The sequence below is a fragment of the Enterobacter cloacae complex sp. 385G4 genome (assembly GCF_057320665.1).
In genome coordinates this window covers 382,327-408,788 of the sequence record NZ_JBXWDD010000003.1, presented here as the reverse complement: position 1 = coordinate 408,788, position 26,462 = coordinate 382,327, and the positions used below count along the sequence as shown (strand labels likewise).

General features: G+C 55.8%; 22 protein-coding genes. 13 read left to right on the top strand and 9 right to left on the bottom strand.

Annotation, left to right across the window (positions count from 1 at the left end; all coding sequences use genetic code 11):
* Positions 1–123 precede the first annotated feature (123 nt).
* Complete coding sequence (acnB, locus tag AC2FAJ_RS12405) at positions 124–2,721, bottom strand: bifunctional aconitate hydratase 2/2-methylisocitrate dehydratase (RefSeq protein ID WP_447087862.1); 2,598 nt, start codon at positions 2,719–2,721, stop codon at positions 124–126.
* An 891-nt stretch (positions 2,722–3,612) separates the two neighbouring features.
* Between acnB and AC2FAJ_RS12400 the strand changes: the two genes are divergently transcribed.
* Both AC2FAJ_RS12400 and AC2FAJ_RS12395 read left to right on the top strand, forming a co-directional pair.
* Positions 3,613–5,169, top strand: coding sequence for a DUF3300 domain-containing protein (locus tag AC2FAJ_RS12400; protein WP_485454196.1), 1,557 nt, complete (start codon positions 3,613–3,615; stop codon positions 5,167–5,169).
* A gap of 10 nt (positions 5,170–5,179) precedes the next feature.
* Complete coding sequence (locus tag AC2FAJ_RS12395; RefSeq protein ID WP_041911231.1) at positions 5,180–5,971, top strand: DUF2950 family protein; 792 nt, start codon at positions 5,180–5,182, stop codon at positions 5,969–5,971.
* 52 nt (positions 5,972–6,023) lie between these two features.
* On the opposite strand, the gene lpdA is transcribed toward AC2FAJ_RS12395, so the two are convergent.
* From lpdA to pdhR, 4 genes are all read right to left on the bottom strand, one after another.
* Positions 6,024–7,448 (bottom strand): dihydrolipoyl dehydrogenase, encoded by a 1,425-nt coding sequence (gene lpdA / locus AC2FAJ_RS12390; protein ID WP_023332094.1) that lies wholly within the window; start codon positions 7,446–7,448, stop codon positions 6,024–6,026.
* A 175-nt stretch (positions 7,449–7,623) separates the two neighbouring features.
* Positions 7,624–9,522 (bottom strand): pyruvate dehydrogenase complex dihydrolipoyllysine-residue acetyltransferase, encoded by a 1,899-nt coding sequence (gene aceF, locus AC2FAJ_RS12385; RefSeq protein ID WP_063438133.1) that lies wholly within the window; start codon positions 9,520–9,522, stop codon positions 7,624–7,626.
* A gap of 14 nt (positions 9,523–9,536) precedes the next feature.
* Positions 9,537–12,200 (bottom strand): pyruvate dehydrogenase (acetyl-transferring), homodimeric type, encoded by a 2,664-nt coding sequence (aceE, locus tag AC2FAJ_RS12380; protein ID WP_041911233.1) that lies wholly within the window; start codon positions 12,198–12,200, stop codon positions 9,537–9,539.
* A 123-nt stretch (positions 12,201–12,323) separates the two neighbouring features.
* A complete protein-coding gene (pdhR, locus tag AC2FAJ_RS12375) occupies positions 12,324–13,088 on the bottom strand; it encodes a pyruvate dehydrogenase complex transcriptional repressor PdhR (RefSeq protein ID WP_006173806.1) in 765 nt (254 codons plus the stop codon).
* A 263-nt stretch (positions 13,089–13,351) separates the two neighbouring features.
* Between pdhR and AC2FAJ_RS12370 the strand changes: the two genes are divergently transcribed.
* The 4 genes from AC2FAJ_RS12370 (at position 13,352) to AC2FAJ_RS12355 (ending at position 17,519) form a co-directional block, all read left to right on the top strand.
* The gene (locus AC2FAJ_RS12370) at positions 13,352–13,579 is read left to right on the top strand and encodes a hypothetical protein (protein WP_485454195.1); all 228 of its coding nucleotides are present in this window, start codon (positions 13,352–13,354) and stop codon (positions 13,577–13,579) included.
* A 46-nt stretch (positions 13,580–13,625) separates the two neighbouring features.
* Entirely contained in the window at positions 13,626–14,996 is a 1,371-nt protein-coding gene (aroP, locus tag AC2FAJ_RS12365) for an aromatic amino acid transporter AroP (protein ID WP_028015528.1), read from the top strand.
* A gap of 164 nt (positions 14,997–15,160) precedes the next feature.
* A complete protein-coding gene (locus AC2FAJ_RS12360) occupies positions 15,161–16,558 on the top strand; it encodes a glycoside-pentoside-hexuronide (GPH):cation symporter (protein WP_045259469.1) in 1,398 nt (465 codons plus the stop codon).
* A 10-nt stretch (positions 16,559–16,568) separates the two neighbouring features.
* Positions 16,569–17,519, top strand: a complete 951-nt coding sequence (locus AC2FAJ_RS12355) for a glycoside hydrolase family 43 protein (protein WP_060573317.1) — start codon at positions 16,569–16,571, stop codon at positions 17,517–17,519.
* Positions 17,520–17,537: 18 nt separating this feature from the next.
* Here AC2FAJ_RS12355 and ampE read toward each other — a convergent pair whose 3' ends face one another.
* Complete coding sequence (ampE, locus tag AC2FAJ_RS12350) at positions 17,538–18,392, bottom strand: beta-lactamase regulator AmpE (RefSeq protein WP_485454194.1); 855 nt, start codon at positions 18,390–18,392, stop codon at positions 17,538–17,540.
* 9 nt (positions 18,393–18,401) lie between these two features.
* Positions 18,402–18,953, bottom strand: a complete 552-nt coding sequence (ampD, locus tag AC2FAJ_RS12345; RefSeq protein WP_153656685.1) for a 1,6-anhydro-N-acetylmuramyl-L-alanine amidase AmpD — start codon at positions 18,951–18,953, stop codon at positions 18,402–18,404.
* An 87-nt stretch (positions 18,954–19,040) separates the two neighbouring features.
* Here ampD and nadC point away from each other — a divergent pair, with 87 nt between their 5' ends.
* The 4 genes from nadC (at position 19,041) to hofC (ending at position 23,113) form a co-directional block, all read left to right on the top strand.
* Positions 19,041–19,934: a carboxylating nicotinate-nucleotide diphosphorylase gene (nadC, locus tag AC2FAJ_RS12340; RefSeq protein ID WP_045259465.1), complete on the top strand. Its 894-nt coding sequence runs from the start codon at positions 19,041–19,043 to the stop codon at positions 19,932–19,934.
* A gap of 174 nt (positions 19,935–20,108) precedes the next feature.
* The gene (gene ppdD / locus AC2FAJ_RS12335; RefSeq protein ID WP_041911238.1) at positions 20,109–20,546 is read left to right on the top strand and encodes a prepilin peptidase-dependent pilin; all 438 of its coding nucleotides are present in this window, start codon (positions 20,109–20,111) and stop codon (positions 20,544–20,546) included.
* A gap of 10 nt (positions 20,547–20,556) precedes the next feature.
* Positions 20,557–21,939 carry a type II secretion system protein GspE gene (gene gspE / locus AC2FAJ_RS12330; RefSeq protein ID WP_041911239.1) on the top strand — a complete coding sequence of 461 codons (1,383 nt, stop codon included), beginning with the start codon at positions 20,557–20,559 and terminating at the stop codon, positions 21,937–21,939.
* On the top strand, positions 21,929–23,113 hold the full coding sequence (gene hofC / locus AC2FAJ_RS12325; RefSeq protein ID WP_045631157.1) for a protein transport protein HofC: 1,185 nt from the start codon (positions 21,929–21,931) through the stop codon (positions 23,111–23,113). The genes gspE and hofC overlap by 11 nt, the downstream gene beginning before the upstream one ends.
* 41 nt (positions 23,114–23,154) lie before the next feature.
* On the opposite strand, the gene AC2FAJ_RS12320 is transcribed toward hofC, so the two are convergent.
* On the bottom strand, positions 23,155–24,198 hold the full coding sequence (locus tag AC2FAJ_RS12320) for a GMP reductase (RefSeq protein ID WP_028015519.1): 1,044 nt from the start codon (positions 24,196–24,198) through the stop codon (positions 23,155–23,157).
* A gap of 228 nt (positions 24,199–24,426) precedes the next feature.
* Between AC2FAJ_RS12320 and coaE the strand changes: the two genes are divergently transcribed.
* From coaE to yacG, 3 genes are read left to right on the top strand one after another with little or no spacing between them, the layout of a single operon-like run.
* Positions 24,427–25,047 carry a dephospho-CoA kinase gene (coaE, locus tag AC2FAJ_RS12315; RefSeq protein WP_041911241.1) on the top strand — a complete coding sequence of 207 codons (621 nt, stop codon included), beginning with the start codon at positions 24,427–24,429 and terminating at the stop codon, positions 25,045–25,047.
* Positions 25,047–25,790 (top strand): cell division protein ZapD, encoded by a 744-nt coding sequence (zapD, locus tag AC2FAJ_RS12310; RefSeq protein ID WP_028015517.1) that lies wholly within the window; start codon positions 25,047–25,049, stop codon positions 25,788–25,790. Before coaE ends, zapD begins: the two co-directional genes overlap by 1 nt.
* A gap of 9 nt (positions 25,791–25,799) precedes the next feature.
* Positions 25,800–25,994, top strand: coding sequence for a DNA gyrase inhibitor YacG (gene yacG / locus AC2FAJ_RS12305; RefSeq protein ID WP_028015516.1), 195 nt, complete (start codon positions 25,800–25,802; stop codon positions 25,992–25,994).
* Positions 25,995–26,028: 34 nt separating this feature from the next.
* On the opposite strand, the gene mutT is transcribed toward yacG, so the two are convergent.
* Entirely contained in the window at positions 26,029–26,421 is a 393-nt protein-coding gene (gene mutT / locus AC2FAJ_RS12300; protein WP_028015515.1) for an 8-oxo-dGTP diphosphatase MutT, read from the bottom strand.
* Positions 26,422–26,462 lie beyond the last annotated feature (41 nt).

Genomic DNA, 26,462 nt, shown 5'->3' with positions numbered 1-26,462 from the left:
GTGGGAGGAATGAAAATAAAAAGGTGAGAGCAAGGCCCTGCGGCCTGATGCCCTCACCCCGTCCCTCTCCCACGGGAGAGGGTGCAAACACTAAAAACCGTCTCGTAGAGACGGTTTTGCTGTTTATACTGCCGTCTGGAAGATAACCCCGTCAGCCTTCTCGGTGTACTGAGAGAGCTGGTCGAAGTTCAGATAGCGATAGGTATCCACCGCCGTCTTATCCACCTGCGCCACAAAGGTCTGGTACTCTTCCGGCGTTGGCAGTTTGCCAATCAGCGCCGCAACCGCCGCCAGCTCCGCAGAGGCCAGGTAGACGTTCGCACCAGTACCTAAACGGTTCGGGAAGTTACGGGTAGAGGTGGAAACCACCGTCGCACCGTCGGCCACGCGCGCCTGGTTACCCATACACAGGGAGCAGCCAGGGATTTCGATACGCGCCCCGCTCTTACCGAACACGCTGTAGTAACCCTCTTCGGTCAACTGAGCCGCGTCCATACGGGTTGGCGGTGCCACCCACAGGCGGGTCGGCAGCTGGCCTTTGTGGGTATCCAGCAGCTTACCGGCGGCGCGGAAGTGGCCGATGTTGGTCATGCAGGAGCCGATGAACACTTCGTCGATCTTATCGCCCTGCACGTCAGAGAGCAGACGCGCATCGTCCGGATCGTTCGGCGCACAGAGGATTGGCTCTTTAATATCCGCCAGATCGATGTCGATCACCGCCGCGTACTCTGCGTCAGCATCGGCTTCAAGCAGCTGCGGATCCGCCAGCCATTTCTCCATGCCCTGAATACGACGCTCCAGCGTACGACGATCGCCGTAGCCTTCCGCAATCATCCACTTCAGCAGCACGATGTTGGAAGTCAGATACTCAATGATCGGCTCTTTGTTCAGCTTGATGGTACAGCCAGCCGCAGAACGCTCGGCGGATGCATCGGTCAGCTCAAATGCCTGCTCAACTTTCAGATCCGGCAGACCTTCAATTTCCAGGATACGGCCAGAGAAGATGTTTTTCTTGCCTTTCTTCTCAACGGTCAGCAGGCCCTGTTTGATGGCATACAGCGGGATCGCGTGAACCAGGTCGCGCAGAGTGATGCCCGGCTGCATTTTGCCCTTGAAGCGCACCAGCACAGATTCAGGCATGTCCAGCGGCATTACGCCGGTCGCTGCAGCAAACGCCACCAGGCCGGAGCCCGCCGGGAAGGAGATACCGATTGGGAAACGGGTATGGGAGTCACCGCCGGTACCCACGGTATCCGGCAGCAGCATACGGTTCAGCCAGGAGTGGATGACGCCGTCACCCGGACGCAGTGACACGCCGCCGCGGTTCATGATGAAGTCTGGCAGCGTGTGGTGCGTGGTCACGTCAACCGGCTTCGGATAGGCCGCCGTGTGGCAGAAGGACTGCATCACCAGGTCAGAAGAGAAGCCCAGGCACGCCAGGTCTTTCAGTTCGTCACGGGTCATTGGGCCAGTGGTGTCCTGAGAGCCCACGGAGGTCATCTTCGGCTCGCAGTATGCGCCAGGACGAATACCGGCGACGCCGCAGGCACGACCCACCATTTTCTGTGCCAGCGAGAAGCCGCGGTTGCTTTCTGCCACGTCTTTCGCGTGACGGAAAACGTCGGAGTGCGGCAGACCCAGCGCTTCACGCGCTTTGGTGGTCAGGCCGCGCCCGATGATCAGCGGAATACGGCCACCGGCACGCACTTCGTCAATCAGCACGTCGGTTTTCAGTTCGAAGCTTGCCAGCAGCTCGTTGGTTTCATGGTTGCGCACTTCGCCTTTATACGGATAGACGTCAATCACGTCGCCCATGTTCAGGTTGCTCACATCTACTTCAATTGGCAGCGCGCCCGCATCTTCCATGGTGTTGAAGAAGATTGGCGCAATTTTGCCACCGAGGCACAGGCCGCCGCCGCGCTTGTTCGGCACGTGCGGAATGTCGTCGCCCATGAACCACAGTACGGAGTTGGTGGCGGACTTACGGGAAGAGCCGGTACCCACAACGTCACCGACGTAGGCCAGCGGGAAACCTTTCTTCTGCAGCGCTTCGATCTGTTTGATCGGGCCAACCACGCCCGGCTGATCCGGCTCAATGCCTTCACGGGCGTTTTTCAGCATCGCCAGGGCGTGCAGCGGGATATCTGGACGAGACCACGCGTCCGGAGCCGGAGACAGGTCATCGGTGTTGGTTTCACCGGTCACCTTAAAGACGGTCACGGTAATTTTTTCCGCCAGCGCAGGGCGGTTCAGGAACCATTCGGCATCGGCCCAGGACTGCATCACCTGCTTCGCATAGACGTTGCCCGCTTTGGCTTTTTCTTCTACATCGTAGAAGTTATCGAACATCAGCAGCGTGGAAGAGAGCGCTTTAGCGGCAATCGGTGCCAGCATGTCGTTATCCAGCGCGTCAATCAGCGGATGAATGTTGTAACCACCCTGCATGGTGCCGAGCAGTTCAATGGCTTTTTCAGGAGTAACCAGTGGGGAGGTGGCTTCGCCTTTGGCGATAGCAGCAAGGAATCCGGCTTTTACGTAGGCAGCTTCATCTACGCCAGGCGGTACGCGGTTGATCAACAGATCTAACAGGAATTCTTCTTCGCCCTTAGGCGGGTTCTTCAGCAGCTCGACGAGCGCGGCCATTTGGGTTGCATCTAAAGGTTTGGGTACAATTCCCTCGGCGGCACGTTCTGCTACGTGCTTACGGTATTCTTCTAGCACGACGGTTCTCCTCGCTCTCATTGTCATATGCGGCGGGCGTTCTCTTCACGCTCCTGTGAGACAGCAGTTTGTAGGGTAAATGCCCGATACCGCGTCGGGCAGCATAGCAGGATTTCTGCACAGTGTTAATCCGTTTACAAAAAAGCAACATTAAAAAGTTTGCTGAATCGTTAAGCATGGTGTAGCGGGGAGACGAGGTGAATTTTGGGGACAAAAAAACCGCCTGATAGCGGTTATTTTGTTGCCTTGCGGTGGTAGCACACCGGGTTGGCAGGTTTGCGGCAACCCCAACGCAATGAATTTTGCATCACACCCTGCAGGCTTGCAAGCCATTATGTCAATTTTGCGTAGCACCTTCCTGTTTCGAATGAAAAACCGGTTAACTTCATTTATCAACTTCAGAATTCCCACTGAGTCGATTACGCTTCATCTCGGCCTGCTTCGCTGGTGTAGCAACCAGTCACCGGGCCCGGGAGCAGTTCCGTAACCTACGCGGCAACACCAACTTGCCTGGTTCAGTCTTTCCCGGTGAAGAATGAACCCGCGTAGCCTGTACAGGAACGCACGCAATGGAGATGCGAGTCTATGCGCTGATCGTTGTGACCGGTTTACTGCTTACCGCACTGCACGGTGGCTGGAACATATCCGACATCACGGTGCTGTTTGTGGTTAACCTCGGCAACTAGCTGCTGGCCGCTCGCAAGAGCGGCCTTCTGAATTCCCGGCGCCTTTTCCCGCATCGCATATAATTGTGTAATAAATACTCACACTCTTTATCCGGACGTACCGGACGCTTCCCAATAAAAGTCAAAACAGTAAAAGACGGGTGAATAATACTCACGCCAACCGTAACGCCTCACGGCACAGCGCCTGTCTCGTTGGAGTCATTTTATGAAGTTGCCCTTTAAGCCACATCTGCTTGTCCTTCTGTGCAGTGCCGGGCTGTTTGCCGCCTCAGGCGTCATGTTTGTCAAAAGTCGTGCAACGGAACCCGTTGCGCCAGCCCCCGTCGCGCAACAGCCAGTTGCTTCGGCTACGCCGGCAGTAGCACAACCCGCCCCTGTCGTCGCGCCAACCTACACTGCCGCGCAAATCGATCAGTGGGTTGCCCCCATCGCGCTCTACCCGGATGCTCTGCTGTCACAGATCCTGATGGCCTCGACCTACCCGGCCAACGTGATTCAAGCGGCGCAGTGGTCCAAAGACAACCCCAAAATGGAAGGGGACGCCGCGATTCAGGCCGTTGCCAGCCAGCCCTGGGATCCCAGCGTAAAATCCCTGGTCGCGTTTCCTCAGCTTATGTCGCTGATGGGAGAGAATCCGCCGTGGGTACAAAATCTGGGCGATGCGTTTCTCGCCCAGCCGAAAGATGTAATGGATTCTGTTCAACGCCTGCGCGCGCTGGCGCAGAAGACCGGCGCCTTGCAATCTACGCCTCAGCAGACGGTCACCACGGTAACGAAACCCGCACCGGCAAAAACCAGCACCACCGAGTCAACGTCAACCACCACGTCCGCACCGGCCCCGACGGTGATCAAAATTGAATCTGCCGACCCGCAGGTGGTTTACGTCCCCACCTATAATCCCAATACGGTTTACGGGACCTGGCCCAACACCGCCTATCCTCCCACCTATCTCCCGCCCACGCCCGGAGAGCAGTTTGGCAACAGCTTCGTCAACGGCTTAGGTTTCAGCCTGGGTGTCGCCACAACTTATGCCATCTTCAGCAACATCGACTGGGATGATGACGATGACTGGGACCATCATCATGACGGTGACTGGGATAATCACGGCGGCTACAACCGCAACGGTGATAACAACATCAATATTAACGTTGAGAACTTCAATAAAATCAGCGGACAACGCCTGACGGACGCCAACCGTATCTGGCAGCACAACCCGGCCTATCGGGAAGGTGTCCCCTACCCGACAAACCAGCTCAACACGCGTTTCCACTCCACCAACACGGCCACGGGGCTTAGTGCAACGCAACAACCGGTTAATCGCGATAGCCAGCGTCAGGCGGCGCTGAGCCAGATGGAGAAATCGACAGGTAAAACCTTCCCACAGACTGCTCGCCCGGGCACGAAAGCGGCGCAGCGACAGGCCTCAAGTGAACAGCTGAAACAGATTTCTCAGCGCAATAACTACCGTGGCTATGACACCAAACCGCAGACGGCGAAGCGGGCCACCACGCAGCAGCGAGAAAACCGCCAGACCACCGCGCAGAGACAAGAGAAACGGGTTCAGCCCTCTCAGCAACGTCCCTTCCAGCAGCGAAACAGTCAGCTCCGGGCCAATGCACTGAGCGGCAACGACAGCCGTTCCGCCAACTGGCAGGCGCAGCAGCAGCGTGGGGCGCAAAGCAGACACCTCGCCTCTCGTCAGCAGCAGCTACGCCCGGCAGCGGCTGGACGTGCTGAACACCGTGAATTCCGTCATCGCTAAGGGAGCCGACATGAAACGTAAATTACTCAGTGGAATGGTGTTGTTCATGGTCTCGGCGACCGTCATGGCGCAGCAATCCTTCAGCTCACCAGAACAGGCTACCAATGCGCTGGAAAGCGCCATCCGCGAGCAAAACGAAAGCGCGATGAACAACCTGCTCGGCGAAAACTGGCGCGATTTTCTGCCATCTGAAGGCGTTGATCCTGACGCAGTCGATCGCTTTCTGCGCGACTGGAAAGTCCGTCATAACACCATTGTCGAAGGCGATAAAGCGCATCTGGTTGTCGGAGACAGCGGCTGGCAACTTCCCATTCCGGTGATCAAAACCGCCTCCGGCTGGCAGTTTGACATCAAAGAAGGCGCCGAGGAGATCCTGACCCGCGAAATTGGGCGCAACGAACTTGCCGCCATCGAAGCCCTGCATGCTTACGTGGCCGCTCAGCAGAGCTATTTTGCGATGAATCAGAAATACGCGCAGAAGATTGTCAGTTCTGAGGGGAAAAAGGACGGTCTGTACTGGCCCGTCTCGCCCGGCGAAGCGCCAAGCCCGCTTGGCCCGGCATTTAGCCCTAAAGAGCCAGGCGCGGGTTACCATGGCTATCGCTTCCGCATCCTGCCAGATAATCACGGTTTCGCGATGGTGGCGTGGCCTGTCAGCTATGGTCAGACAGGCGTCATGAGCTTTGTGATAAACCAGGACGACAAGGTGTACCAGTCCGATCTCGGCAGCGATTCGGAGCAGAAGGCCCGGGCGCTGGCCTCATACGCACCTGATAACTCCTGGCAGCCTGTAGTCCCCTGAACGCCGCGCATAAAAAAAGCGGCCTCAGGCCGCTTTTTTCATCTGAAGAAACTTATTTCTTCTTCGCTTTCGCGTTTGGCAGGTCCGTAATGCTACCTTCAAACACTTCTGCCGCCAGACCCACGGACTCGTGCAGAGTCGGGTGCGCGTGGATGGTCAGCGCGATGTCTTCCGCGTCACAGCCCATTTCGATAGCCAGACCGATTTCACCCAGCAGCTCGCCGCCGTTGGTACCGACAATCGCACCACCGATGACGCGGTGAGTCTCTTTGTCGAAGATCAGCTTGGTCATACCGTCTGCGCAGTCGGAAGCGATAGCACGGCCAGAAGCAGCCCACGGGAAGGTGGCGGTTTCGTAGCTGATGCCTTTCTCTTTCGCTTCTTTCTCGGTCAGACCGACCCATGCAACTTCTGGCTCGGTGTACGCGATAGATGGGATCACTTTCGGATCGAAGTAGTGCTTCATGCCGGCGATAACTTCAGCGGCAACGTGACCTTCGTGAACGCCTTTGTGCGCCAGCATTGGCTGACCGACGATGTCGCCGATAGCAAAGATGTGCGGCACGTTGGTGCGCAGCTGTTTGTCAACGCGGATGAAGCCACGGTCGTCCACTTCCACGCCAGCTTTGCCCGCGTCGAGGTTTTTACCGTTCGGTACACGACCGATAGCCACCAGCACGGCGTCGTAACGCTGTGGTTCGGATGGGGCTTTTTTGCCTTCCATGGAAACGTAAATACCGTCTTCTTTCGCTTCAACGGCAGTCACTTTGGTTTCCAGCATCAGGTTAAACTTCTTGCTGATGCGCTTGGTGAAGACTTTAACGATGTCTTTGTCAGCAGCCGGGATAACCTGGTCGAACATTTCAACCACGTCAATGTCTGAACCCAGCGCATGGTACACGGTACCCATTTCCAGACCGATGATACCGCCGCCCATAACCAGCAGACGCTTAGGAACGGTTTTCAGCTCCAGGGCATCAGTGGAATCCCACACGCGTGGATCTTCATGTGGAATGAATGGCAGTTCGATTGGGCGAGAGCCTGCCGCGATGATCGCGTTGTCGAAGTTGATAACGGTTTTGCCGTTTTCGCCTTCCACTTCCAGGGTGTTCGCACCGGTGAATTTACCCAGACCGTTAACCACTTTGACCTTACGGCCTTTCGCCATACCCGCCAGACCGCCGGTCAGCTGAGTGATAACTTTCTCTTTCCAGGTACGGATTTTGTCGATATCGGTTTTTGGCTCGCCGAAGACGATACCGTGTTCAGCCAGCGCTTTGGCTTCTTCGATAACTTTCGCTACGTGCAGCAGCGCTTTAGAAGGGATACAGCCGACGTTCAGACAAACACCGCCGAGGGTGCTGTAACGCTCTACGATGACGGTTTCCAGACCTAAATCCGCTGCACGAAATGCTGCGGAGTAACCTGCCGGGCCTGCCCCAAGTACTACGACCTGAGTTTTGATTTCTGTGCTCATCATGACCTCTTAGTTTATACCCGTCGTCCACCGGGTCGTTCTATCCGCCCGCAGTTTACAAAATTGTTAACAATTTTGAAACAACAAACGGCTCACGAATTGTCGCTTTCACCAATAACCTCATAAACACCATGAGATTATCAGAAAAAAGCCGGCCGACTGGCCGGCTTTTCGATTACATCACCAGGCGGCGAATGTCGCTCAGCATGTTGTTGATGATGGTGATGAAACGCGCACCATCAGCCCCGTCGATCACGCGGTGGTCGAAGGACAGAGAGATTGGCATCATCAGACGCGGCACGAACTCTTTGCCATTCCACACCGGCTCCATCGCGGACTTGGACACACCGAGGATAGCCACTTCCGGCGCGTTCACAATCGGCGCGAAGTGGGTAGTACCCAGGCCGCCGATGCTGGAGATAGTGAAGCAGCCGCCCTGCATTTCGCCGGCAGTCAGCTTACCATCACGCGCTTTTTTGGAGATGGTGGTCAGTTCACGGGACAGCTCAGTGATGCTCTTCTTGTTCACGTCTTTGAAGACCGGAACAACCAGACCATTTGGCGTATCAACCGCAACACCGATGTTGATGTATTTCTTCAGCGTCAGCTTCTGACCGTCTTCGGACAGGGAGCTGTTGAAGCGTGGCATCTGCTCCAGAGCCGCAGCAACCGCTTTCATGATGAAGACCACTGGGGTGAATTTCACGTCCAGTTTACGCTTCTCAGCTTCGGCGTTCTGCTGTTTACGGAACGCTTCCAGATCGGTGATATCGGTTTTGTCGAAGTGCGTAACGTGCGGGATCATTACCCAGTTACGGCTCAGGTTAGCACCAGAGATTTTCTGGATGCGGCCCAGTTCCACTTCTTCAATTTCGCCGAACTTGCTGAAGTCCACTTTCGGCCATGGCAGCATGCCCGGGATACCACCGCCAGCGGCTGCCGCAGGTGCAGCTTCGGCGCGTTTCACCGCGTCTTTCACGTAAGCCTGAACGTCTTCGCGCAGGATACGACCCTTACGGCCGGTCCCTTTCACTTTCGCCAGGTTCACGCCGAATTCGCGCGCCAGGCGACGAATCAGCGGAGTCGCGTGGACGTAAGCGTCGTTTTCAGCGAACTCTGATTTTTCTGCTTTTGCAGCAGGGGCAGCGGCTGGTTTAGCAGCCTGAGCCGGTGCAGCAGCCGGTGCTGGAGCAGCCGCGGCAGCCGGAGCTGCGGCAGGCGCAGCGCCTTCCACTTCGAAGACCATGATCAGGGAGCCGGTAGACACTTTGTCGCCAGTGCTGATTTTGATCTCTTTAACGGTACCGGCGAACGGCGCAGGCACTTCCATGGAAGCCTTGTCGCCTTCAACGGTGATCAGTGACTGTTCAGCGGCAACTTTGTCGCCCACTTTTACCATCACTTCGGTGACTTCAACTTCGTCACCGCCGATGTCCGGTACGTTAACGTCTTTCGCACCGCCAGCAGCGGCTGGTGCAGCGGCCGGAGCCGGAGCAGCGGCCTGTGCAGGCGCGGCAGCAGGTGCAGCACCCGCCACTTCGAAGACCATGATAAGCGACCCGGTAGACACTTTATCGCCGGTGTTGATCTTGATCTCTTTAACGGTACCGGCGAATGGCGCTGGTACTTCCATAGAGGCTTTGTCGCCTTCTACGGTGATCAGTGACTGCTCGGCCGCAACGGTATCGCCCACTTTCACCAGGATTTCAGTGACTTCAACTTCGTCACCGCCGATGTCAGGCACGTTCACTTCTTTCGCTGCCGCGGCAGCTGCTGGAGCAGCGGCGGCCGGAGCGGCTTCTTTCTTCTCTTCCTGCGCAGGTGCAGCAGCTGCTGCACCGTCGGCGGAATCGAAAATCATGATCAGTTTGCCAGTCTCGGTTTTATCGCCAACAGAGACTTTGATCTCTTTAACGATGCCAGCCTGAGGAGACGGGACTTCCATAGAGGCTTTGTCGCCTTCTACGGTGATCAGCGACTGTTCAGCTTCAACTTTGTCGCCCACTTTGACCAGGATCTCGGTGATTTCAACTTCATCAGCCCCGATGTCCGGTACATTGATTTCGATAGCCATTATTCTTTTACCTCTTACGCCAGACGCGGGTTAACTTTTTCTGCATCGATGTTGAATTTGGTAATTGCGTCCGCAACCACTTTCTTATCGATTTCGCCACGTTTAGCCAGTTCGCCCAGTGCTGCTACAACCACGTAAGAAGCATCAACTTCGAAGTGGTGACGCAGGTTTTCGCGGCTGTCAGAACGACCGAAGCCGTCAGTACCCAGAACGCGATAATCATCAGCTGGAACGTAAGTACGAACCTGCTCAGCGAACAGTTTCATATAGTCAGTGGACGCCACCGCTGGCGCGTCGTTCATCACCTGAGCGATGTACGGAACGCGTGGGGTTTCCATTGGGTGCAGCATGTTCCAGCGCTCACAATCCTGGCCATCACGCGCCAGTTCAGTGAAGGAGGTCACAGAGTACACATCGGAACCCACACCGTAATCTTTCGCCAGGATCTGCGCTGCTTCACGAACGTGACGCAGGATAGAACCGGAGCCCAGCAGCTGAACTTTACCTTTGCTACCTTCGATGGTTTCGAGTTTGTAGATACCTTTACGGATACCTTCCTCGGCACCTGCTGGCATTGCCGGCATGTGGTAGTTTTCGTTCAGGGTGGTGATGTAGTAGTAAATGTTCTCTTGCGCTTCACCGTACATGCGCTGCAGGCCGTCATGCATAATGACAGCAACTTCGTACGCGTAGGACGGGTCGTAAGAGATACAGTTAGGGATAGTCAGAGACTGAATGTGGCTGTGGCCATCTTCGTGCTGCAGACCTTCACCGTTCAGGGTCGTACGACCGGAAGTACCACCGATCAGGAAGCCGCGAGCCTGCTGGTCGCCTGCCTGCCAGCACAGGTCACCGATACGCTGGAACCCGAACATGGAGTAGTAAATGTAGAACGGAATCATCGGCAGGTTGTTGGTGCTGTATGAAGTCGCAGCAGCCAGCCAGGATGCACCTGCGCCCAGCTCGTTGATACCTTCCTGAAGGATCTGACCTTTCTCGTCTTCTTTGTAGTATGCAACCTGCTCACGGTCCTGCGGGGTGTACTGCTGGCCGTTCGGGCTGTAGATACCGATCTGACGGAACAGACCTTCCATACCGAAAGTACGCGCTTCGTCGGCGATGATTGGCACCAGGCGATCTTTGATCGACTTGTTCTTCAGCATCACGTTCAGGGCACGAACGAAAGCGATAGTGGTAGAGATCTCTTTGTTCTGCTCTTCCAGCAGCTGAGAGAAGTCTTCCAGCGCTGGCAGTTCCAGCTTCTCGGTGAAGTTAGGCTGACGAGCTGGCAGGTAGCCTTTCAGCGCCTGACGACGTTCGTGCAGGTACTTGTGCTCTTCAGAGCCTTCCGGGAAGGTGATGTAAGACAGGTTTTCTACCTGCTCATCGGTCACTGGAACGTTGAAACGGTCGCGGATATAGCGCACGCCGTCCATGTTCATTTTCTTAACCTGGTGAGCGATGTTTTTACCTTCTGCGGTATCACCCATGCCGTAACCTTTGATGGTGTGGGCCAGGATTACAGTCGCTTTACCTTTGGTTTCACGCGCTTTTTTCAGTGCAGCGTAGATTTTCTTCGGATCGTGACCACCGCGGTTCAGGGCCCAGATCTGCTCATCAGTCCAGTCTGCAACCAGGGCTGCGGTTTCTGGATATTTGCCGAAGAAGTGCTCACGCACGTAGGCACCGTCTTTGGATTTGAAGGTCTGGTAGTCACCGTCAACGGTTTCGTTCATCAGCTGGATCAGTTTACCGCTGGTGTCTTTACGCAGCAGTTCGTCCCAACGGGAACCCCACATGACTTTGATCACGTTCCAGCCAGCACCTGCGAAGATGCCTTCCAGTTCGTTGATGATCTTGCCGTTACCGGTTACCGGACCATCCAGACGCTGCAGGTTACAGTTGATGATGAAGCACAGGTTGTCCAGCTTCTCACGGGTCGCGATGGTGATCGCACCTTTAGATTCTGGCTCATCCATTTCTCCGTCGCCCAGGAAGGCGTATACGGTCTGTTCAGAAGTGTCTTTCAGACCACGGTGTTCCAGATACTTCAGGAATTTCGCCTGGTAGATAGCACCGATTGGGCCCAGACCCATTGATACGGTCGGGAACTGCCAGAATTCAGGCATCAGTTTAGGGTGCGGGTAAGAAGACAGACCTTTACCGTGAACTTCCTGACGGAAGTTGTTCATCTGCTCTTCAGTCAGACGACCTTCCAGGAATGCACGTGCATAGATGCCCGGAGAGATGTGGCCCTGGAAGTACACCAGATCGCCGCCGTCTTTCTCGTTCGCTGCACGGAAGAAGTGGTTGAAGCACACTTCGTAAATGGTCGCAGAAGACTGGAAGGACGCCATGTGGCCACCCAGTTCCAGGTCTTTCTTGGATGCGCGCAGAACGGTCATGATGGCGTTCCAGCGGATTGCAGAACGGATACGACGTTCCAGATCCAGATTGCCCGGGTATTCCGGTTCGTCTTCTACGGCAATCGTGTTTACGTAGTTGCTAGCCCCTGCACCTGAAGCAACCTTCACGCCGCCTTTGCGGGCTTCAGAAAGCAGCTGATCAATCAGATACTGAGCGCGCTCAACACCTTCTTCACGGATGACCGATTCGATCGCCTGTAGCCAGTCGCGAGTTTCGATCGGATCCACGTCATTTTGGAGACGTTCTGACATGGGGGTATTCCTTATCTATCTAATACGTTGATTTGTCTGGAACCTGTCCCATTGTGCTCTTGGGCAAGAACACAATAAGACAGGTTCTGCGTTTAGTTGCCGCGCTCTAAAAGTACCTGGCGCTTAATCCTTTCGTTGCTGTATGCGGCGTAATGAACGTTCGCGACGCGATTGTTCACGGCTGCGGTCCAGCAAGATTTCCTCAATGAAAGCCAGGTGACGGTGCGACGCTTCGCGCGCCTGCTCCGGCTCCCCGGCCATTATCGCCTCGAATACTCGGGTGCGATGGTTGCTTACCAGCGGGAGCATCTCCCGACGGGCATACAACAATTCAAAATTCTGACGAACGTTCTGGGCCAGCATCGGCTCCATGCAGCGTAGCAGATGGAGGAGCACCACGTTGTGTGCCGCTTCGGTGACGGCGATTTGATACTGGACAACGGCGCTGGACTCGGCGTCTAAATCGCCGGACTGCTGTGCCCGTTCAATGGCCTGATGCAGTTCGCGGATACGCACGCGATCTTCATCAGTGCTGCGAAGGGCGGCGTAATAGGCCGCAATACCTTCAAGCGCGTGACGGGTCTCAAGCAGGTCAAACTGGGATTCTGGGTGGTCAGAGAGAAGTTCTACCAGCGGATCGCTGAAGCTCTGCCACAGGCTGTTTTGCACAAAGGTTCCGCCGCCCTGGCGACGAAGCAGCAAGCCCTTTGCTTCGAGGCGTTGAATCGCCTCACGCAGAGAGGGACGTGAAACGTCGAACTGTTTTGCCAGCTCGCGTTCTGGCGGAAGTTTCTCACCCGGGCGCAGAGTCCCTTCGAGGATTAAAAACTCCAGCTGCTGCTCAATCACATCAGATAGTTTTGGTTGGCGAATTTTGCTGTAGGCCATATTCCCTGTCTTACGCCTTTTTGCCCGGAGTCAATTGGTCTTACCAATTTCTAGTTCGTATCGCTAAAGTAACAAAGTATTCACCTTCTGTCCATATTGGTTTTGATTGAAATCAGTAAACCCTGCACATTTTAACAACCTTACAGAAATAACGTTTCAGAAATGTAACTTTGCACAAATGAGTTGATTACTCCCAAAGAGGGAGTTTTAACCATAATGAAACGAGGGGTTTTGCAATCTGAAGCGATTCAACATGGCAAATAATGAAAATTCGCCCACTTAAGAAGCATTTCTATTCTATAGGTTGGGTTAGGAAGAATAAGCGGGCCGATTTACAAATGCTTTCTTTTTATTCAAGTCGTCAGCATCCCTTCATAAAGCAGGTGCATTCGCAGGCGCTTACCACTATTCTGGCGCGTACGGAAGTCATCTCCGCTTTTTTCGGTTTGTTTAACCGTAAAGAAATAAATACAGAATATGGATTTTCATAATTACACACGCACAGCGTGAACATAACAACCACACACGAGGTTTCAAATGGAAGCTCAACAGCACGGCGATCAGCTAAAGCGCGGACTTAAAAACCGCCATATACAGCTCATCGCACTGGGCGGTGCGATTGGTACCGGCCTGTTTCTGGGCAGCGCATCCGTTATCCAGTCAGCCGGTCCGGGTATTATTTTGGGTTACGCGATTGCGGGTTTCATTGCTTTTCTGATCATGCGCCAGCTTGGCGAAATGGTCGTTGAAGAGCCGGTCGCAGGCTCGTTCAGCCACTTTGCCTATAAATACTGGGGCAGCTTTGCGGGCTTCGCCTCCGGCTGGAACTACTGGGTGCTGTACGTTCTGGTTGCTATGGCCGAGCTGACCGCCGTCGGGAAGTACATTCAGTTCTGGTACCCAGAGATCCCCACCTGGGCGTCTGCTGCAGCCTTCTTCGTGATTATCAACGCCATTAACCTGACCAACGTAAAAGTATTCGGCGAGATGGAGTTCTGGTTTGCCATTATCAAAGTCATTGCCGTTGTGGCGATGATCATCTTCGGTGGCTGGCTGCTGTTCAGCGGCAACGGCGGCCCGCAGGCTACCGTGCGTAACCTCTGGGAACAGGGCGGCTTCCTGCCTCACGGCATGACCGGTCTGGTGATGATGATGGCGATCATCATGTTCTCCTTCGGCGGCCTGGAACTGGTGGGTATTACCGCCGCCGAAGCCGATAACCCGGAGCAAAGCATTCCGAAAGCCACAAATCAGGTTATCTACCGTATTCTGATCTTCTATGTGGGCTCACTGGCCGTGCTGCTCTCCCTGCTGCCGTGGACGCGCGTGACCGCTGACACCAGCCCGTTTGTTCTCATCTTCCACGAGCTGGGCGATACCTTTGTCGCCAACGCCCTGAACATCGTGGTGCTGACCGCAGCGCTCTCCGTTTACAACAGCTGCGTATACTGCAACAGCCGTATGCTGTTCGGCCTGGCCCAGCAGGGCAACGCGCCGAAGATGCTGCTCAACGTGGATAAACGCGGCGTGCCGGTGAATACCATCATTGTTTCAGCCATCGTGACCGCGCTGTGCGTGCTGATTAACTACATGGCACCGGAATCGGCGTTTGGCCTGCTGATGGCGCTGGTAGTCTCCGCTCTGGTTATCAACTGGGCGATGATCAGCCTGGCGCACATGAAGTTCCGCCGCGCGAAACAGCAGCAGGGCGTCACCACGCGCTTCCCTGCCCTGCTCTATCCGCTGGGTAACTGGATTTGCCTGCTGTTTATGGCGGCCGTGCTGGTGATCATGCTGATCACGCCGGGCATGGCGATTTCCGTCTACCTGATCCCGGTCTGGATTGCGATCCTTGGCGTTGGCTATCTCTTCAGCCAGAAAAGCCGTAATGCCATGAAGGCGCACTAAACCTCTCGCCGCGGCACCTGTTTTTGAGGGTGCCGCGCGTTGTTACCTCCTTCACACTTTCACGCCAACAGCACATTTATCCATATCACCGCCCTGATACTGCAACGCATATATTCCTTTGCCAGCGAATAATTCTCCCCATACCGTAAACCGGAGAGCTGTCGATGGATAACAACAAACTGTCAGTAAAAGAAAAGATCGGCTATGGGATGGGCGACGCGGGATGCAACATCATCTTCGGCGCCATCATGCTGTTTGTTAACTATTTCTATACGGATATTTTTGGCCTGGCGCCTGCGCTGGTCGGCGTGCTGCTGCTGTCTGTCCGCGTGATTGACGCCGTAACGGACCCGATCATGGGGGCGATTGCCGACCGTACCCGCAGTAAATATGGCCGGTTTCGTCCATGGCTGCTGTGGATTGCGTTCCCCTACGCGCTGTTCAGCATTCTGATGTTCACCACCCCGGAGTGGAGCTATAACAGCAAAGTTATCTATGCGTTTGTCACCTACTTCCTGCTCTCGTTAACCTATACGGCCATCAACATCCCTTACTGCTCGTTAGGTGGAGTGATCACCAACGATCCAAAAGAGCGCGTGGCCTGCCAGTCGTATCGCTTCGTGCTGGTCGGCATCGCCACGCTGCTGCTCTCCTTAACGCTGCTGCCGATGGCCGACTGGTTTGGCGGGGATAACAAAGCCAAAGGCTACCAGATGGCGATGACCGTCCTGGCGCTGATTGGTACCTGTATGTTCCTGTTCTGCTTCGCCACCGTGCGCGAGCGCGTGCGTCCGGCAGTGCAAACCAACGACGAACTGAAAAACGACCTGAAAGACGTGTGGAAAAACGATCAGTGGGTGCGCATTCTGCTGCTGACGCTGTGCAACGTCTGCCCGGGCTTTATCCGCATGGCGGCGACCATGTATTACGTCACCTGGGTGATGGGCCAGAGCACACACTTCGCCACGCTGTTTATCAGCCTGGGCGTTGTCGGCATGATGCTTGGCAGCGTGCTGGCGAAAGTGCTGACCGACCGCTGGTGTAAGCTGAAGGTCTTCTTCTGGACCAATATCGTGCTGGCGGCATTCTCCTGCGCCTTCTATTTCTTCGACCCGAAAGCCACCGTTACCATCGTGGTGCTCTATTTCCTGCTTAATATCCTGCACCAGATCCCGTCTCCGCTGCACTGGTCGCTGATGGCCGACGTGGACGACTACGGCGAATGGAAAACCGGGAAGCGCATCACCGGGATCAGCTTCTCGGGTAACATCTTCTTCCTGAAACTGGGCCTGGCGATTGCCGGGGCGATGGTCGGCTTCCTGCTCTCCTGGTACGGTTATGACGCGGGCGCAAAAGCGCAAAGCGCGGACGCCATCAACGGGATCGTGCTGCTCTTTACCGTCATTCCGGGCATTGGATACTTAATTACCGCTGGGGTGGTACGTCTGCTGAAGGTGGACCGCGAAACCATGAAGCAGATCCAGGCCGATCTGGAAAAGCGTCGCACCAACTACCGCGAACTGAACGACTATCAGGAACTCAAAGCCGCTGAGACTAAATAAGGAAAGCCGCATGCATAACTGGCCAAACCCGTTTATCGAACAACGTGCCGACCCGTACATTTTACGCCATGAGGGACAGTACTATTTTATTGCCTCCGTGCCTCAGTACGACAGGCTGGCGATCCGCCGCGCGGACTCGCTGGAAGGCTTACGTCATGCCGAAGAAGTGGTGGTCTGGCGTAAACCCGACGTTGGAGCAATGAGTCAGCTGATTTGGGCACCGGAACTGCACCACATTGATGGAAAGTGGTACATCTATTTTGCCGCGGCGCACACCCAGGCGCTCGACGCACTCGGGATGTTCCAGCACCGCATGTTTGCGATTGAGTGTGCGGACCGCGATCCGCTCAGCGGTACCTGGATCGAGAAAGGGCAAATCAACACCCCGTTCGACACCTTCGCCCTGGACGCCACCACCTTTGTTCATCAGGGCAAACGCTGGTACCTGTGGGCGCAAAAAGCCCCGGATATTTCCGGCAACTCTAACCTCTATCTGTGTGAAATGGAGAACCCGTGGACGCTGAAAGGCGAGCCGGTGATGCTCAGCAAGCCAGAATACGACTGGGAATGCCGTGGTTTCTGGGTCAACGAAGGTCCGGCGGTGCTGGTTCACAGCGATAAGCTGTTTATCAGCTACTCCGCCAGCGCCACCGATGAGAACTACTGCATGGGGTTACTGTGGATAGACCTGAACGCCGATCCGCAAAACCCGGCAAACTGGCACAAATCCCCTCGCCCGGTTTTCGTCACCAGCTACGAGAACCGCCAGTACGGGCCTGGCCACAACAGCTTTACGCAAACGCCGGAAGGGGAAGATGTATTGGTGTACCACGCAAGAAATTACACCGAAATTGAAGGCGATCCGCTTTACGATCCGAACCGTCATACTCGCCTGAAGCTTGTCCGCTGGGACGAAAACGGGATGCCTGATTTCGGCATCCCGCCTGCGGATACGTTATAGCGTCTGCGGCGCGCTGGGTTACACCAGCGTGCCGTAAATCGTCAGCAGCGCCACAATCACCACCACCACAAACGAGGTTTTCTTCGCCATGGAGACGGCGGCTTTTGGCGTTTCGATCTTGTCGGTATGCGGTTCGCGCGCCAGCGAGAACTGCGCCAGGCGCGTCAACACCTGGTACTGGGACGTATGGCGGTCCCCAAGAGAAGCGAACCATGCGGGCAGCGCTTTTTCACCGTGGCCAATTAAGGCGTACACCACGCCCACCAGACGCACCGGGAGCCAGTCGAGCACGTGCAGGATGGCATCAATGCCGGACAGCAAACGCTCATGCGGCGTCAGATAACGGGCAAGCCAGGTCTGCCAGGCGCGCAGGAACGAATAGCCCATCAGCAGTACCGGCCCCCACAGGCCGCCCACCACAAACCAGAACAGCGGAGCAAGGTAGTAGCGGAAGTTAATCCACAGCAGCGCGTTTTGCAGCTCGCGCAGGAACTCGCGCTCGTCGCAGTCCGGCGGCACGCCGTGGATCATCGTCAGCTCGCTCGCCATCGCGCCGCGCGCGTGGGCATCGTCACGGGAGGCGGCTTTCAGGTAGGCGTGATAGTGCAAACGCACCTTGCCCGCACCAATGCACAGCACGCCGAGCAGGATCCACACCACCAGCAGCGGCACGTTGAAAAAGAGTCCGTACAGCGAGCGCAGCAGCAGGAAGGTAATCAGCATGACGCCCGCCATCATCAGCAGCGTGCGCAGCATGGAAAAGTGCTTGATGCGGCGGAATAACACCTCCAGCCGGTGATCCAGTTGCCAGTGCTCGCCGAGCTTGAACAGGCGTTCAGCGATGATAACCAGCAGCATGGTAAACAACGTCATGGTATCTCCTTATTCTGACGACGCGGCAAGCATGGCGCGAAACCGCGACCAGTCAAATGCCGGGCCGGGATCGGTTTTTCTCGCCGGAGCGATATCGCTGTGCCCGGTAATATTGTCGGCGATTGCCGGGTAGAGTCCGATAAGCGTGTGGGTAATAGCAACCAGCTGCTGATACTGGGCATCGGTGTAGGGGGTACTGTCCGTGCCTTCCAGCTCGATCCCAATCGAGAAATCGTTGCACCGTTCGCGCCCGTGATACATCGATACCCCGGCATGCCAGGCGCGCTTATCAAAAGGAACATACTGAACCACCTCACCATCACGGCGAATCAGGCAGTGAGCCGACACGCGCAGATGCGCAATCTCAGCGAAGAAGGGATGAGCATTGGGATCTATCTTTCCCGTGAATAACGCATCGATCCACGGGCCGCCAAACTCACCCGGCGGGAGGCTAATATTATGAACCACCAGCAGTGTGGGCTTTTCATCCTCCGGGCGGCAGTCGTGGTGCGGCGAGGGCACATGCCGCGCATCCACCAGCCATCCGTTTTCTAACAACATGCTGGAACTCCTTCTGTATGGTGCAATGACTCGGTTCAGAGTAGCATGTTTCAATATTATGATTCGTTACCAATTTGGAGTTTTATCATGCCGCCTCGCCGCTACAACCCCGACCACCGACGTGAAGCGCTTCTGGAACGTATTAATATGGATATTCCGGCAAGCGTCGCCCATGCGTTGAAAGAAGACCTGGGGGGTGACGTTAACGCCGATAAAGATATTACCGCACAATTGTTGCCAAAAGAGACACGCTCGCACGCGGTCATTATCACCCGTGAGGAGGGCGTTTTCTGCGGCAAGCGTTGGGTTGAAGAGGTCTTTACTCAGCTGGCGGGTGACGATGTACAGGTGACATGGCACGTTGATGATGGTGATGCAGTGACCGCCAATCAGCCGCTGTTCGAGCTGGACGGTCCTTCCCGCGTATTACTGACCGGCGAGCGTACCGCGCTCAATTTTGTCCAAACGCTCTCTGGCGTCGCCAGTGAAGTGCGCCGCTACGTTGACCTGCTGGCCGGCACCCGTACCCAGCTGCTTGATACCCGCAAAACGCTGCCGGGCCTGCGCACTGCGCTGAAGTACGCGGTGCTCTGCGGCGGCGGCGCAAACCATCGTCTGGGCTTATCCGATGCTTTCCTGATTAAAGAGAACCACATTATTGCTTCTGGCTCCGTGCGTCAGGCGGTGGAAAAGGCCTTCTGGCTGCATCCGGATGTGCCGGTTGAGGTGGAAGTTGAAAGCCTGGAAGAGCTGGAGCAGGCGATCAAGGCCGGGGCCGATATCATCATGCTCGATAACTTCGAGACGGAGCAGATGCGCGAGGCGGTGAAACTGACCAACGGCCGGGCCCAGCTTGAAGTGTCCGGAAACGTCACTTTCGAGACGATCCGTGAGTTCGCCGAAACCGGCGTGGATTACATCTCCGTTGGCGCGCTGACCAAGCACGTTCGCGCCCTCGATCTCTCAATGCGCTTCAAATAACGCACGCTCCCCTCTCTGCCCGGAGAGGGGGATTTCAGCCTCGCTCGCAAATCCATTGTCCTTCTCTGCAACACGGAATGAATTCTCTGAAGCTCCTTTCTCGTTCTCTTTTTTGCCCCTCGTTTCTGCCCTGTCCCGCTGACAAACTAGCGCCACTTTGCATAAGGAGCAGATATGGACAGACAACAAGGATTCACACTCATTGAGCTGATGGTGGTCATTGGCATCATTGCGATTCTGAGCGCCATCGGCGTTCCCGCCTATCAGAACTACCTGCATAAAGCAGCTCTCACCGATATGCTGCAAACTTTCGTTCCCTATCGCACTGCCATTGAGCTTTGCGCGCTCGATCGCGGCGGCGTGGAAAGCTGCGATGCCGGCAGTAACGGTATTCCCTCTCCTGCCACGACGCGTTACGTTTCAGGAATGAGCGTGGCGAAAGGGATCGTGACCTTAACAGGCCAGGAGAGCCTGAACGGGCTGACGGTAACCATGACGCCGCAGTGGAGCAACGGCAACGGTATGACGGGCTGGACGCGTGACTGCAATATCAGTGCTGACAGCGCGCTTAAGCAGGCCTGCGAAGACGTCTTCCGCTTCGACACTAACTAAGGAGCGGATAATGAACACCGATCAACTCGTGGCGCTTTGTCTTCGCCACCATGCCCTGCTGCTCACCAGCGACAGCGACATGATTAGCATCGCCGTCGTGGGAACCCCCGCGCCTGAACTGATGGAGGCCCTGCGCTTCGCGACCCAGAAGCGGATTGATATCGAATGCTGGAGCGCTGAACGCATGGAAAAGCACCGGCAGTTAACCGCGCAATCGCATCTGCCCGTCGTTTCGCAACCCCACTCCGCGGTGGACATCCTCAACCATACGCTGCAGCAGGCAGTAAACCAGCGCGCGTCTGACATCCATATCGAACCAATGGAGCACGCGTGCCAGATCCGCTTACGTATCGACGGGGTACTTTATCCGCAGCCTCCCCTTTCCGCCGCGCTGGCGACGATGCTCAGCGCCCGGTTAAAAGTGCTGGGTAATCTGGATATTGCGGAACGGCGCTTACCTCAGGACGGTCAGTTTACGATTGAGCTGACAAACGAGCCGGTCTCGTTTCGTATCGCCACGCTTCCCTGCAACGGCGGTGAGAAAATTGTGCTGCGTTTGCTACATCAGGTTCAGCAGGCGCTGGAACCGAACGCGCTTGGCATGAGCGCTAAACAGCTGGCCTGTTTTAATGAGGTACTCCACCAGCCTCAGGGGCTAATTCTGGTCACCGGCCCGACGGGCAGCGGCAAAACCGTAACGCTCTACAGCGCGCTGCAGGCGCGTAACACCCCTGACGTCAACATCTGCAGCGTGGAGGATCCCATCGAGATCCCGCTTGCGGGGTTAAATCAGACGCAGGTTAATCCCCGCGCGGGCTTAACATTCCAGAACGTACTGAGAGCGCTGCTCCGTCAGGATCCGGACATCATTATGGTCGGGGAAATTCGCGATGGTGAAACGGCAGAAATTGCCATTAAAGCCGCGCAGACCGGGCATCTTGTATTGTCGACGCTGCACACCAACTCGACGACGGAAACCCTCATTCGTCTGGAGCAGATGGGCGTGGCGCGCTGGATGATCTCTTCCGCGCTCTCGATGGTAATTGCCCAGCGGCTGGTTCGGCGCCTTTGCCCGCACTGCCGACAGAAAACAGGCGAGCATACGGACCTGCCGCGCTCGATTTGGCCGCGGCAACTTCCTCGCTGGCAGCCTGCAGGCTGCGATCGTTGTTATCATGGTTTTTACGGGCGCGTGGCCATTTTTGAAGTACTTGCGATCGATAATCCCCTGCGCCAGGCTATTGCCAGCGGGGCAGGCACCGAGGTGATTGAAGCCAGCGCCCGACAGGCTGGACTCATCTCGCTGTTTGAACACGGCTGCATGGCCGTTGAACAAGGGATGACCACGCTTGAAGAGTTAGTGCGTGTTCTGGGTATGCCCGATGGCTGCTAATCAACTCTGGCGCTGGCGAGCAATCTCCGCTGAAGGAGAACCCCGAAACGGGGTTCTCTGGGCCACCGACCGCAACGCAGCCTTCACCAGGCTGATGCGTAACGACCTCCATCCTCTGGCCCTGACCCGATGCGCTCAAAGGCACCGCTGGCGTCCACATCACTGCTACGAGATGTTTCGTCAGCTCGCAACGCTCCTGCAGGCCGGGCTGACGCTCGCGCATAGTCTGCAAATGCTGGCAGACCAACATCCAGTAGAACCGTGGCGGGGGCTACTGCAAAACGTTGCCGATGAACTCAGTGAAGGCTGTCCTTTTTCTGAGGCGCTCAAACGGTGGCCAGCAGTCTTTAGCCCACTGCATATCTCAATAGTGAAAACCGGAGAGCTAACGGGGAAGCTTGAAGCGTGCTGCCGAGAGCTTGCAGAGCAGCAAAAAGCGCAGCAGCAGCTCAGCGCGAAGGTGAAAAAAGCGCTGCGCTACCCGGCGATCGTCCTGACGCTGGCCGTGCTCGTCGTGCTGGCAATGGTCACCCTGGTTTTGCCCGAATTTGCCGCGATCTACAAAACCTTTAATACCCCGCTTCCGGCGCTGACGCGAATTGTTATGGGGATAGCCGCGTTTATGCAGTCATATGCCCTTGCGCTGTTCGCGATGCTGCTTGTTCCCGTAACCGCAGCCTGGCCTCTGCGACACCATCCTCGCTGGCAGCGTATTCTGCTGAGTTTTCCCGTAATGGGCGCGCTGGCGAAAGGGCAAAAACTGGGGCAGATCTTCACCGTGCTGTCGCTCACGCAGCAGGCGGGCATTGCATTCTTACAGGGGCTTGAAAGTGCAGAAGAGACTGTTGAAAGCCGGTACTGGCAGGGAATACTCCGCAGCATACGCGAGAACATTGAAAAAGGTCTCCCCGTCTGGTCATCTTTTCAGAAGGCGGCAATGTTTACCCCGCTCTGTATTCAGCTTTTACGAACCGGTGAGATGTCAGGTTCGCTGGACGTCATGCTGGCAAACCTTGCTCGCCATCACACGGAACAGACCTTTCAACGGGCAGACAACCTGGCGGCGCTTCTGGAGCCACTGCTCCTGGTTGTTACGGGGGTTATCATCGGCACGCTGGTGGTGGCAATGTATCTGCCGATTTTCCATCTGGGTGATGCGATGAGCGCGGGGTAGTGCAGCAGCGCTGGCGCACGAGCATGCGCCAGCGAAAGCCATTACAGGCTATTGAAAACGCGGTTTTCCTGCTCCTGAACGCGAATAAACGTTGTGCGTTTCGTCAGCTCTTTCAGGCGGGATGCCCCCACGTAGGTACAGGCTGAGCGCAGGCCGCCCAGGATGTCGCGCGCGGTGTTTTCAACCGGGCCGCGCAGAGGCAGCTTCACGGTTTTGCCTTCTGCCGCACGGTATTTAGCCACGCCACCGACGTGACGGGTCATAGCGGATTCAGAGCTCATACCGTAGAACAGCATGAACTTCTCGCCGTTCTCTTCCACCACGGTGCCGCCGCTCTCTTCGTGGCCTGCCAGCATACCGCCGAGCATCACGAAGTCCGCGCCGCCGCCAAAGGCCTTTGCGACATCGCCCGGCATAGTGCAACCGCCGTCGCTGATGATCTGGCCGCCCAGGCCGTGCGCCGCGTCGGCACATTCAATGACCGCGGAAAGCTGCGGATAACCCACACCGGTTTTCACGCGCGTGGTGCATACGGAGCCCGGGCCAATGCCCACTTTCACGATGTCGGCACCGGAAAGGATCAGCTCTTCACACATTTCACCGGTCACCACGTTGCCCGCAATGATAGTTTTGGTCGGCCAGGCTTCGCGCGCCTTGCTGACGAACTGCACGAAGTGCTCGGAGTAACCGTTCGCCACATCAATACAAACGAAGCTAAGCGCCGGGTTGGCATTCAGGATCTGTTTGGTTTTCTCGAAATCGGCATCGGAAGTACCGGTGGAAACCATCACGTGCTTCACCACGTCAGCAGAGGCGGACGCAACAAACGCATTCCACTCTTCAGGAGTGTAGTGCTTGTGGACTGCAGTAAGAATATCGAACTGAGCCAGCGCCGTTGCCATCTCAAAGGTACCGACTGTATCCATGTTGGCAGCAATGATTGGCACGCCAGACCACGTCTGACCGGAGTGTTTAAAGGTGAATTGACGTTCGAGTTCAACGTCTGAGCGACTTTTCAGTGTAGAGCGTTTAGGGCGGATAAGAACGTCTTTGAAACCTAACTTCAGATCTTCTTCGATACGCATGTGCGGATTCCTGGGGTTAGAGGCAAATATGTTAAAAGCACAACTCCAGTGACGCTATCATACGCACTAATACCTGCTCCGCAAGACTGCGAAATTCTCTTTTTTTACGCTACAATCCTATAAATTTACCTGGTAAAAAGCCGGTAAAGAGAATCAAACAATTACTGTCGCACGTTTGTTTTTTAAGCAACTGATTTCCATAATGAATAATTCCCAGGATTTGATTTAATGGGGTATATCGTCGCAGTAACCGGCGGCATCGGTAGTGGCAAAAGTACCGTTGCGGACGCGTTTTCTCGTCTCGGCATCGCGATTATTGATGCTGATATTATTGCCCGTCAGGTGGTAGAGCCCAATACACCCGCGCTAAAGGCCATCGCCGACCATTTCGGCCAGGCAATCATCAATGCCGATGGCACACTGAACCGCCGTCAGCTTCGCGAATATATTTTTTCCGATTCTGCGGAAAAAGCCTGGCTTAATGCCCTGCTCCACCCCATTATCCACCAGGAAACTCAGCGTCAGATAGCCGCAGCCCGCTCGCCCTATGTCCTGTGGGTGGTTCCGCTCCTGGTAGAAAATCAGCTGTATAAGAAAGCCAATCGGGTATTGGTGATTGATGTCACACCCGAGACGCAAATCCAGCGAACCATGACGCGCGACCACGTCTCGCGTGAACATGCTGAACAAATTCTTGCCGCTCAGGCCACTCGCGCTCAGCGCCTTGCCGTTGCGGATGATGTTATTGATAATAACGGCGCACCAGATGCCATTGCATCGGATGTTGCCCGCCTGCACGAGCAGTATCTAACCTTCGCCGCGCAGGCCGTTGCACAGGAAAAACCATAATGTCGACTCACATCCTTTTTGAGCACCCGCTTAATGAAAAAATGCGTACCTGGCTGCGCATTGAATTTCTCATCCAACAGCTTTCACAACATCTGCCTGTTAACGATCATGCCACGGCGTTGCACTTCTTTCGCAACGTAGGCGATCTGCTGGATGTGATTGAACGTGGCGATGTCCGCACGGAGCTGTTGAAAGAGCTGGAGCGCCAGCAGCGTAAATTACAGGCCTGGGCCGAAGTACCGGGCGTGGATCAAAGTCGAATTGACGCCTTACGCCAGCAGTTGAAAAATAGCAGCACGACGCTGATGGCCGCGCCGCGCGTTGGGCAATATTTACGAGAAGACCGTTTGATAGCGCTGGTGCGCCAGCGCCTGAGCATACCGGGCGGTTGCTGTAGCTTTGATCTGCCAACGCTGCATATGTGGCTGCATATGCCGCAGGAACAGCGCGATCGCCAGGTAAACAGCTGGCTGGGTAGCCTGGAGCCGATGAATCAGACGCTATCGCTGATCCTCGATCTTGTGCGTAACTCTGCCCCGTTCCGCAAGCAAACCAGTCTCAACGGTTTTTATCAGGACAACGGCGACGACGCCGATCTTCTGCGTCTAAATTTGTCTCTTGGCGAGCAGCTTTATCCGCAAATTTCCGGGCATAAAAGCCGTTTCGCGATCCGCTTTATGCCGCTGGACAGTGAAAATGGCACCGTGCCGGAACGCCTCGATTTTGAACTGGCCTGTTGTTAAGGAGTGCCAATGTCTGACGTCACCACCGTAAACTGCCCAACCTGTGGGAAAACTGTCGTCTGGGGAGAAGTGAGTCCGTTTCGCCCGTTCTGCTGCAAGCGCTGTCAGCTCATTGATCTGGGCGAATGGGCGGCGGAAGAGAAACGAATTCCGAGCGAAGGCGACCTCTCGGATAGCGATGACTGGAGCGAAAGCCAGCAGTAACGTTCAAAGCCTGCTGGCGATTCGTTCGGCAGGCCTACATGTTTGTCGCTAAGCGGCGGATCACAGGCTCATTGGCTGGCGGGAATTTGTCGGCATCACTGACCTGAAGTTCCACCCAGTTACCCGGCTGTCCCTCTTTTCCCCAGGGTTCACCTTCCCAGCTTTCCACCAGCCAGAACCACAGCGTGATGTGCCTGTCGGGAAACTGATACTCCAGCTTATCGAACAGCGTGGCGCCAAGCGGGGTAATCCCCACCTCTTCCTGCAGCTCACGCACCAGCGCCTCTTCCGGGGTTTCTCCTGATTCGATTTTCCCGCCAGGAAACTCCCACTTGTTCGCCATATGGGCGTCAGCAGCGCGCTGGGTGATGAAGATTTGGTTTTGCGGGTTGCGAATGATCCCGACGGCAATTTGCAGTATTTTCATAGCGTCACTTCCATAAAAAAGGCGCAGATATCTGCGCCTTT

Bases quoted from the DNA above. Each gene is read 5' to 3' on its own strand.
- yacG (WP_028015516.1), top strand. From the start codon at position 25,800: ATGTCTGACGTCACCACCGTAAACTGCCCAACCTGTGGGAAAACTGTC.
- mutT (WP_028015515.1), bottom strand. From the start codon at position 26,421: ATGAAAATACTGCAAATTGCCGTCGGGATCATTCGCAACCCGCAAAAC.
- AC2FAJ_RS12400 (WP_485454196.1), top strand. From the start codon at position 3,613: ATGAAGTTGCCCTTTAAGCCACATCTGCTTGTCCTTCTGTGCAGTGCC.
- ppdD (WP_041911238.1), top strand. From the start codon at position 20,109: ATGGACAGACAACAAGGATTCACACTCATTGAGCTGATGGTGGTCATT.
- aceE (WP_041911233.1), bottom strand. From the start codon at position 12,200: ATGTCAGAACGTCTCCAAAATGACGTGGATCCGATCGAAACTCGCGAC.
- ampD (WP_153656685.1), bottom strand. From the start codon at position 18,953: ATGTTGTTAGAAAACGGATGGCTGGTGGATGCGCGGCATGTGCCCTCG.
- AC2FAJ_RS12370 (WP_485454195.1), top strand. From the start codon at position 13,352: ATGAAAATTCGCCCACTTAAGAAGCATTTCTATTCTATAGGTTGGGTT.
- hofC (WP_045631157.1), top strand. From the start codon at position 21,929: ATGGCTGCTAATCAACTCTGGCGCTGGCGAGCAATCTCCGCTGAAGGA.
- ampE (WP_485454194.1), bottom strand. From the start codon at position 18,392: ATGACGTTGTTTACCATGCTGCTGGTTATCATCGCTGAACGCCTGTTC.
- gspE (WP_041911239.1), top strand. From the start codon at position 20,557: ATGAACACCGATCAACTCGTGGCGCTTTGTCTTCGCCACCATGCCCTG.
- aceF (WP_063438133.1), bottom strand. From the start codon at position 9,522: ATGGCTATCGAAATCAATGTACCGGACATCGGGGCTGATGAAGTTGAA.
- lpdA (WP_023332094.1), bottom strand. From the start codon at position 7,448: ATGAGCACAGAAATCAAAACTCAGGTCGTAGTACTTGGGGCAGGCCCG.
- zapD (WP_028015517.1), top strand. From the start codon at position 25,047: ATGTCGACTCACATCCTTTTTGAGCACCCGCTTAATGAAAAAATGCGT.
- aroP (WP_028015528.1), top strand. From the start codon at position 13,626: ATGGAAGCTCAACAGCACGGCGATCAGCTAAAGCGCGGACTTAAAAAC.
- AC2FAJ_RS12360 (WP_045259469.1), top strand. From the start codon at position 15,161: ATGGATAACAACAAACTGTCAGTAAAAGAAAAGATCGGCTATGGGATG.
- AC2FAJ_RS12320 (WP_028015519.1), bottom strand. From the start codon at position 24,198: ATGCGTATCGAAGAAGATCTGAAGTTAGGTTTCAAAGACGTTCTTATC.
- AC2FAJ_RS12355 (WP_060573317.1), top strand. From the start codon at position 16,569: ATGCATAACTGGCCAAACCCGTTTATCGAACAACGTGCCGACCCGTAC.
- coaE (WP_041911241.1), top strand. From the start codon at position 24,427: ATGGGGTATATCGTCGCAGTAACCGGCGGCATCGGTAGTGGCAAAAGT.
- AC2FAJ_RS12395 (WP_041911231.1), top strand. From the start codon at position 5,180: ATGAAACGTAAATTACTCAGTGGAATGGTGTTGTTCATGGTCTCGGCG.
- pdhR (WP_006173806.1), bottom strand. From the start codon at position 13,088: ATGGCCTACAGCAAAATTCGCCAACCAAAACTATCTGATGTGATTGAG.
- nadC (WP_045259465.1), top strand. From the start codon at position 19,041: ATGCCGCCTCGCCGCTACAACCCCGACCACCGACGTGAAGCGCTTCTG.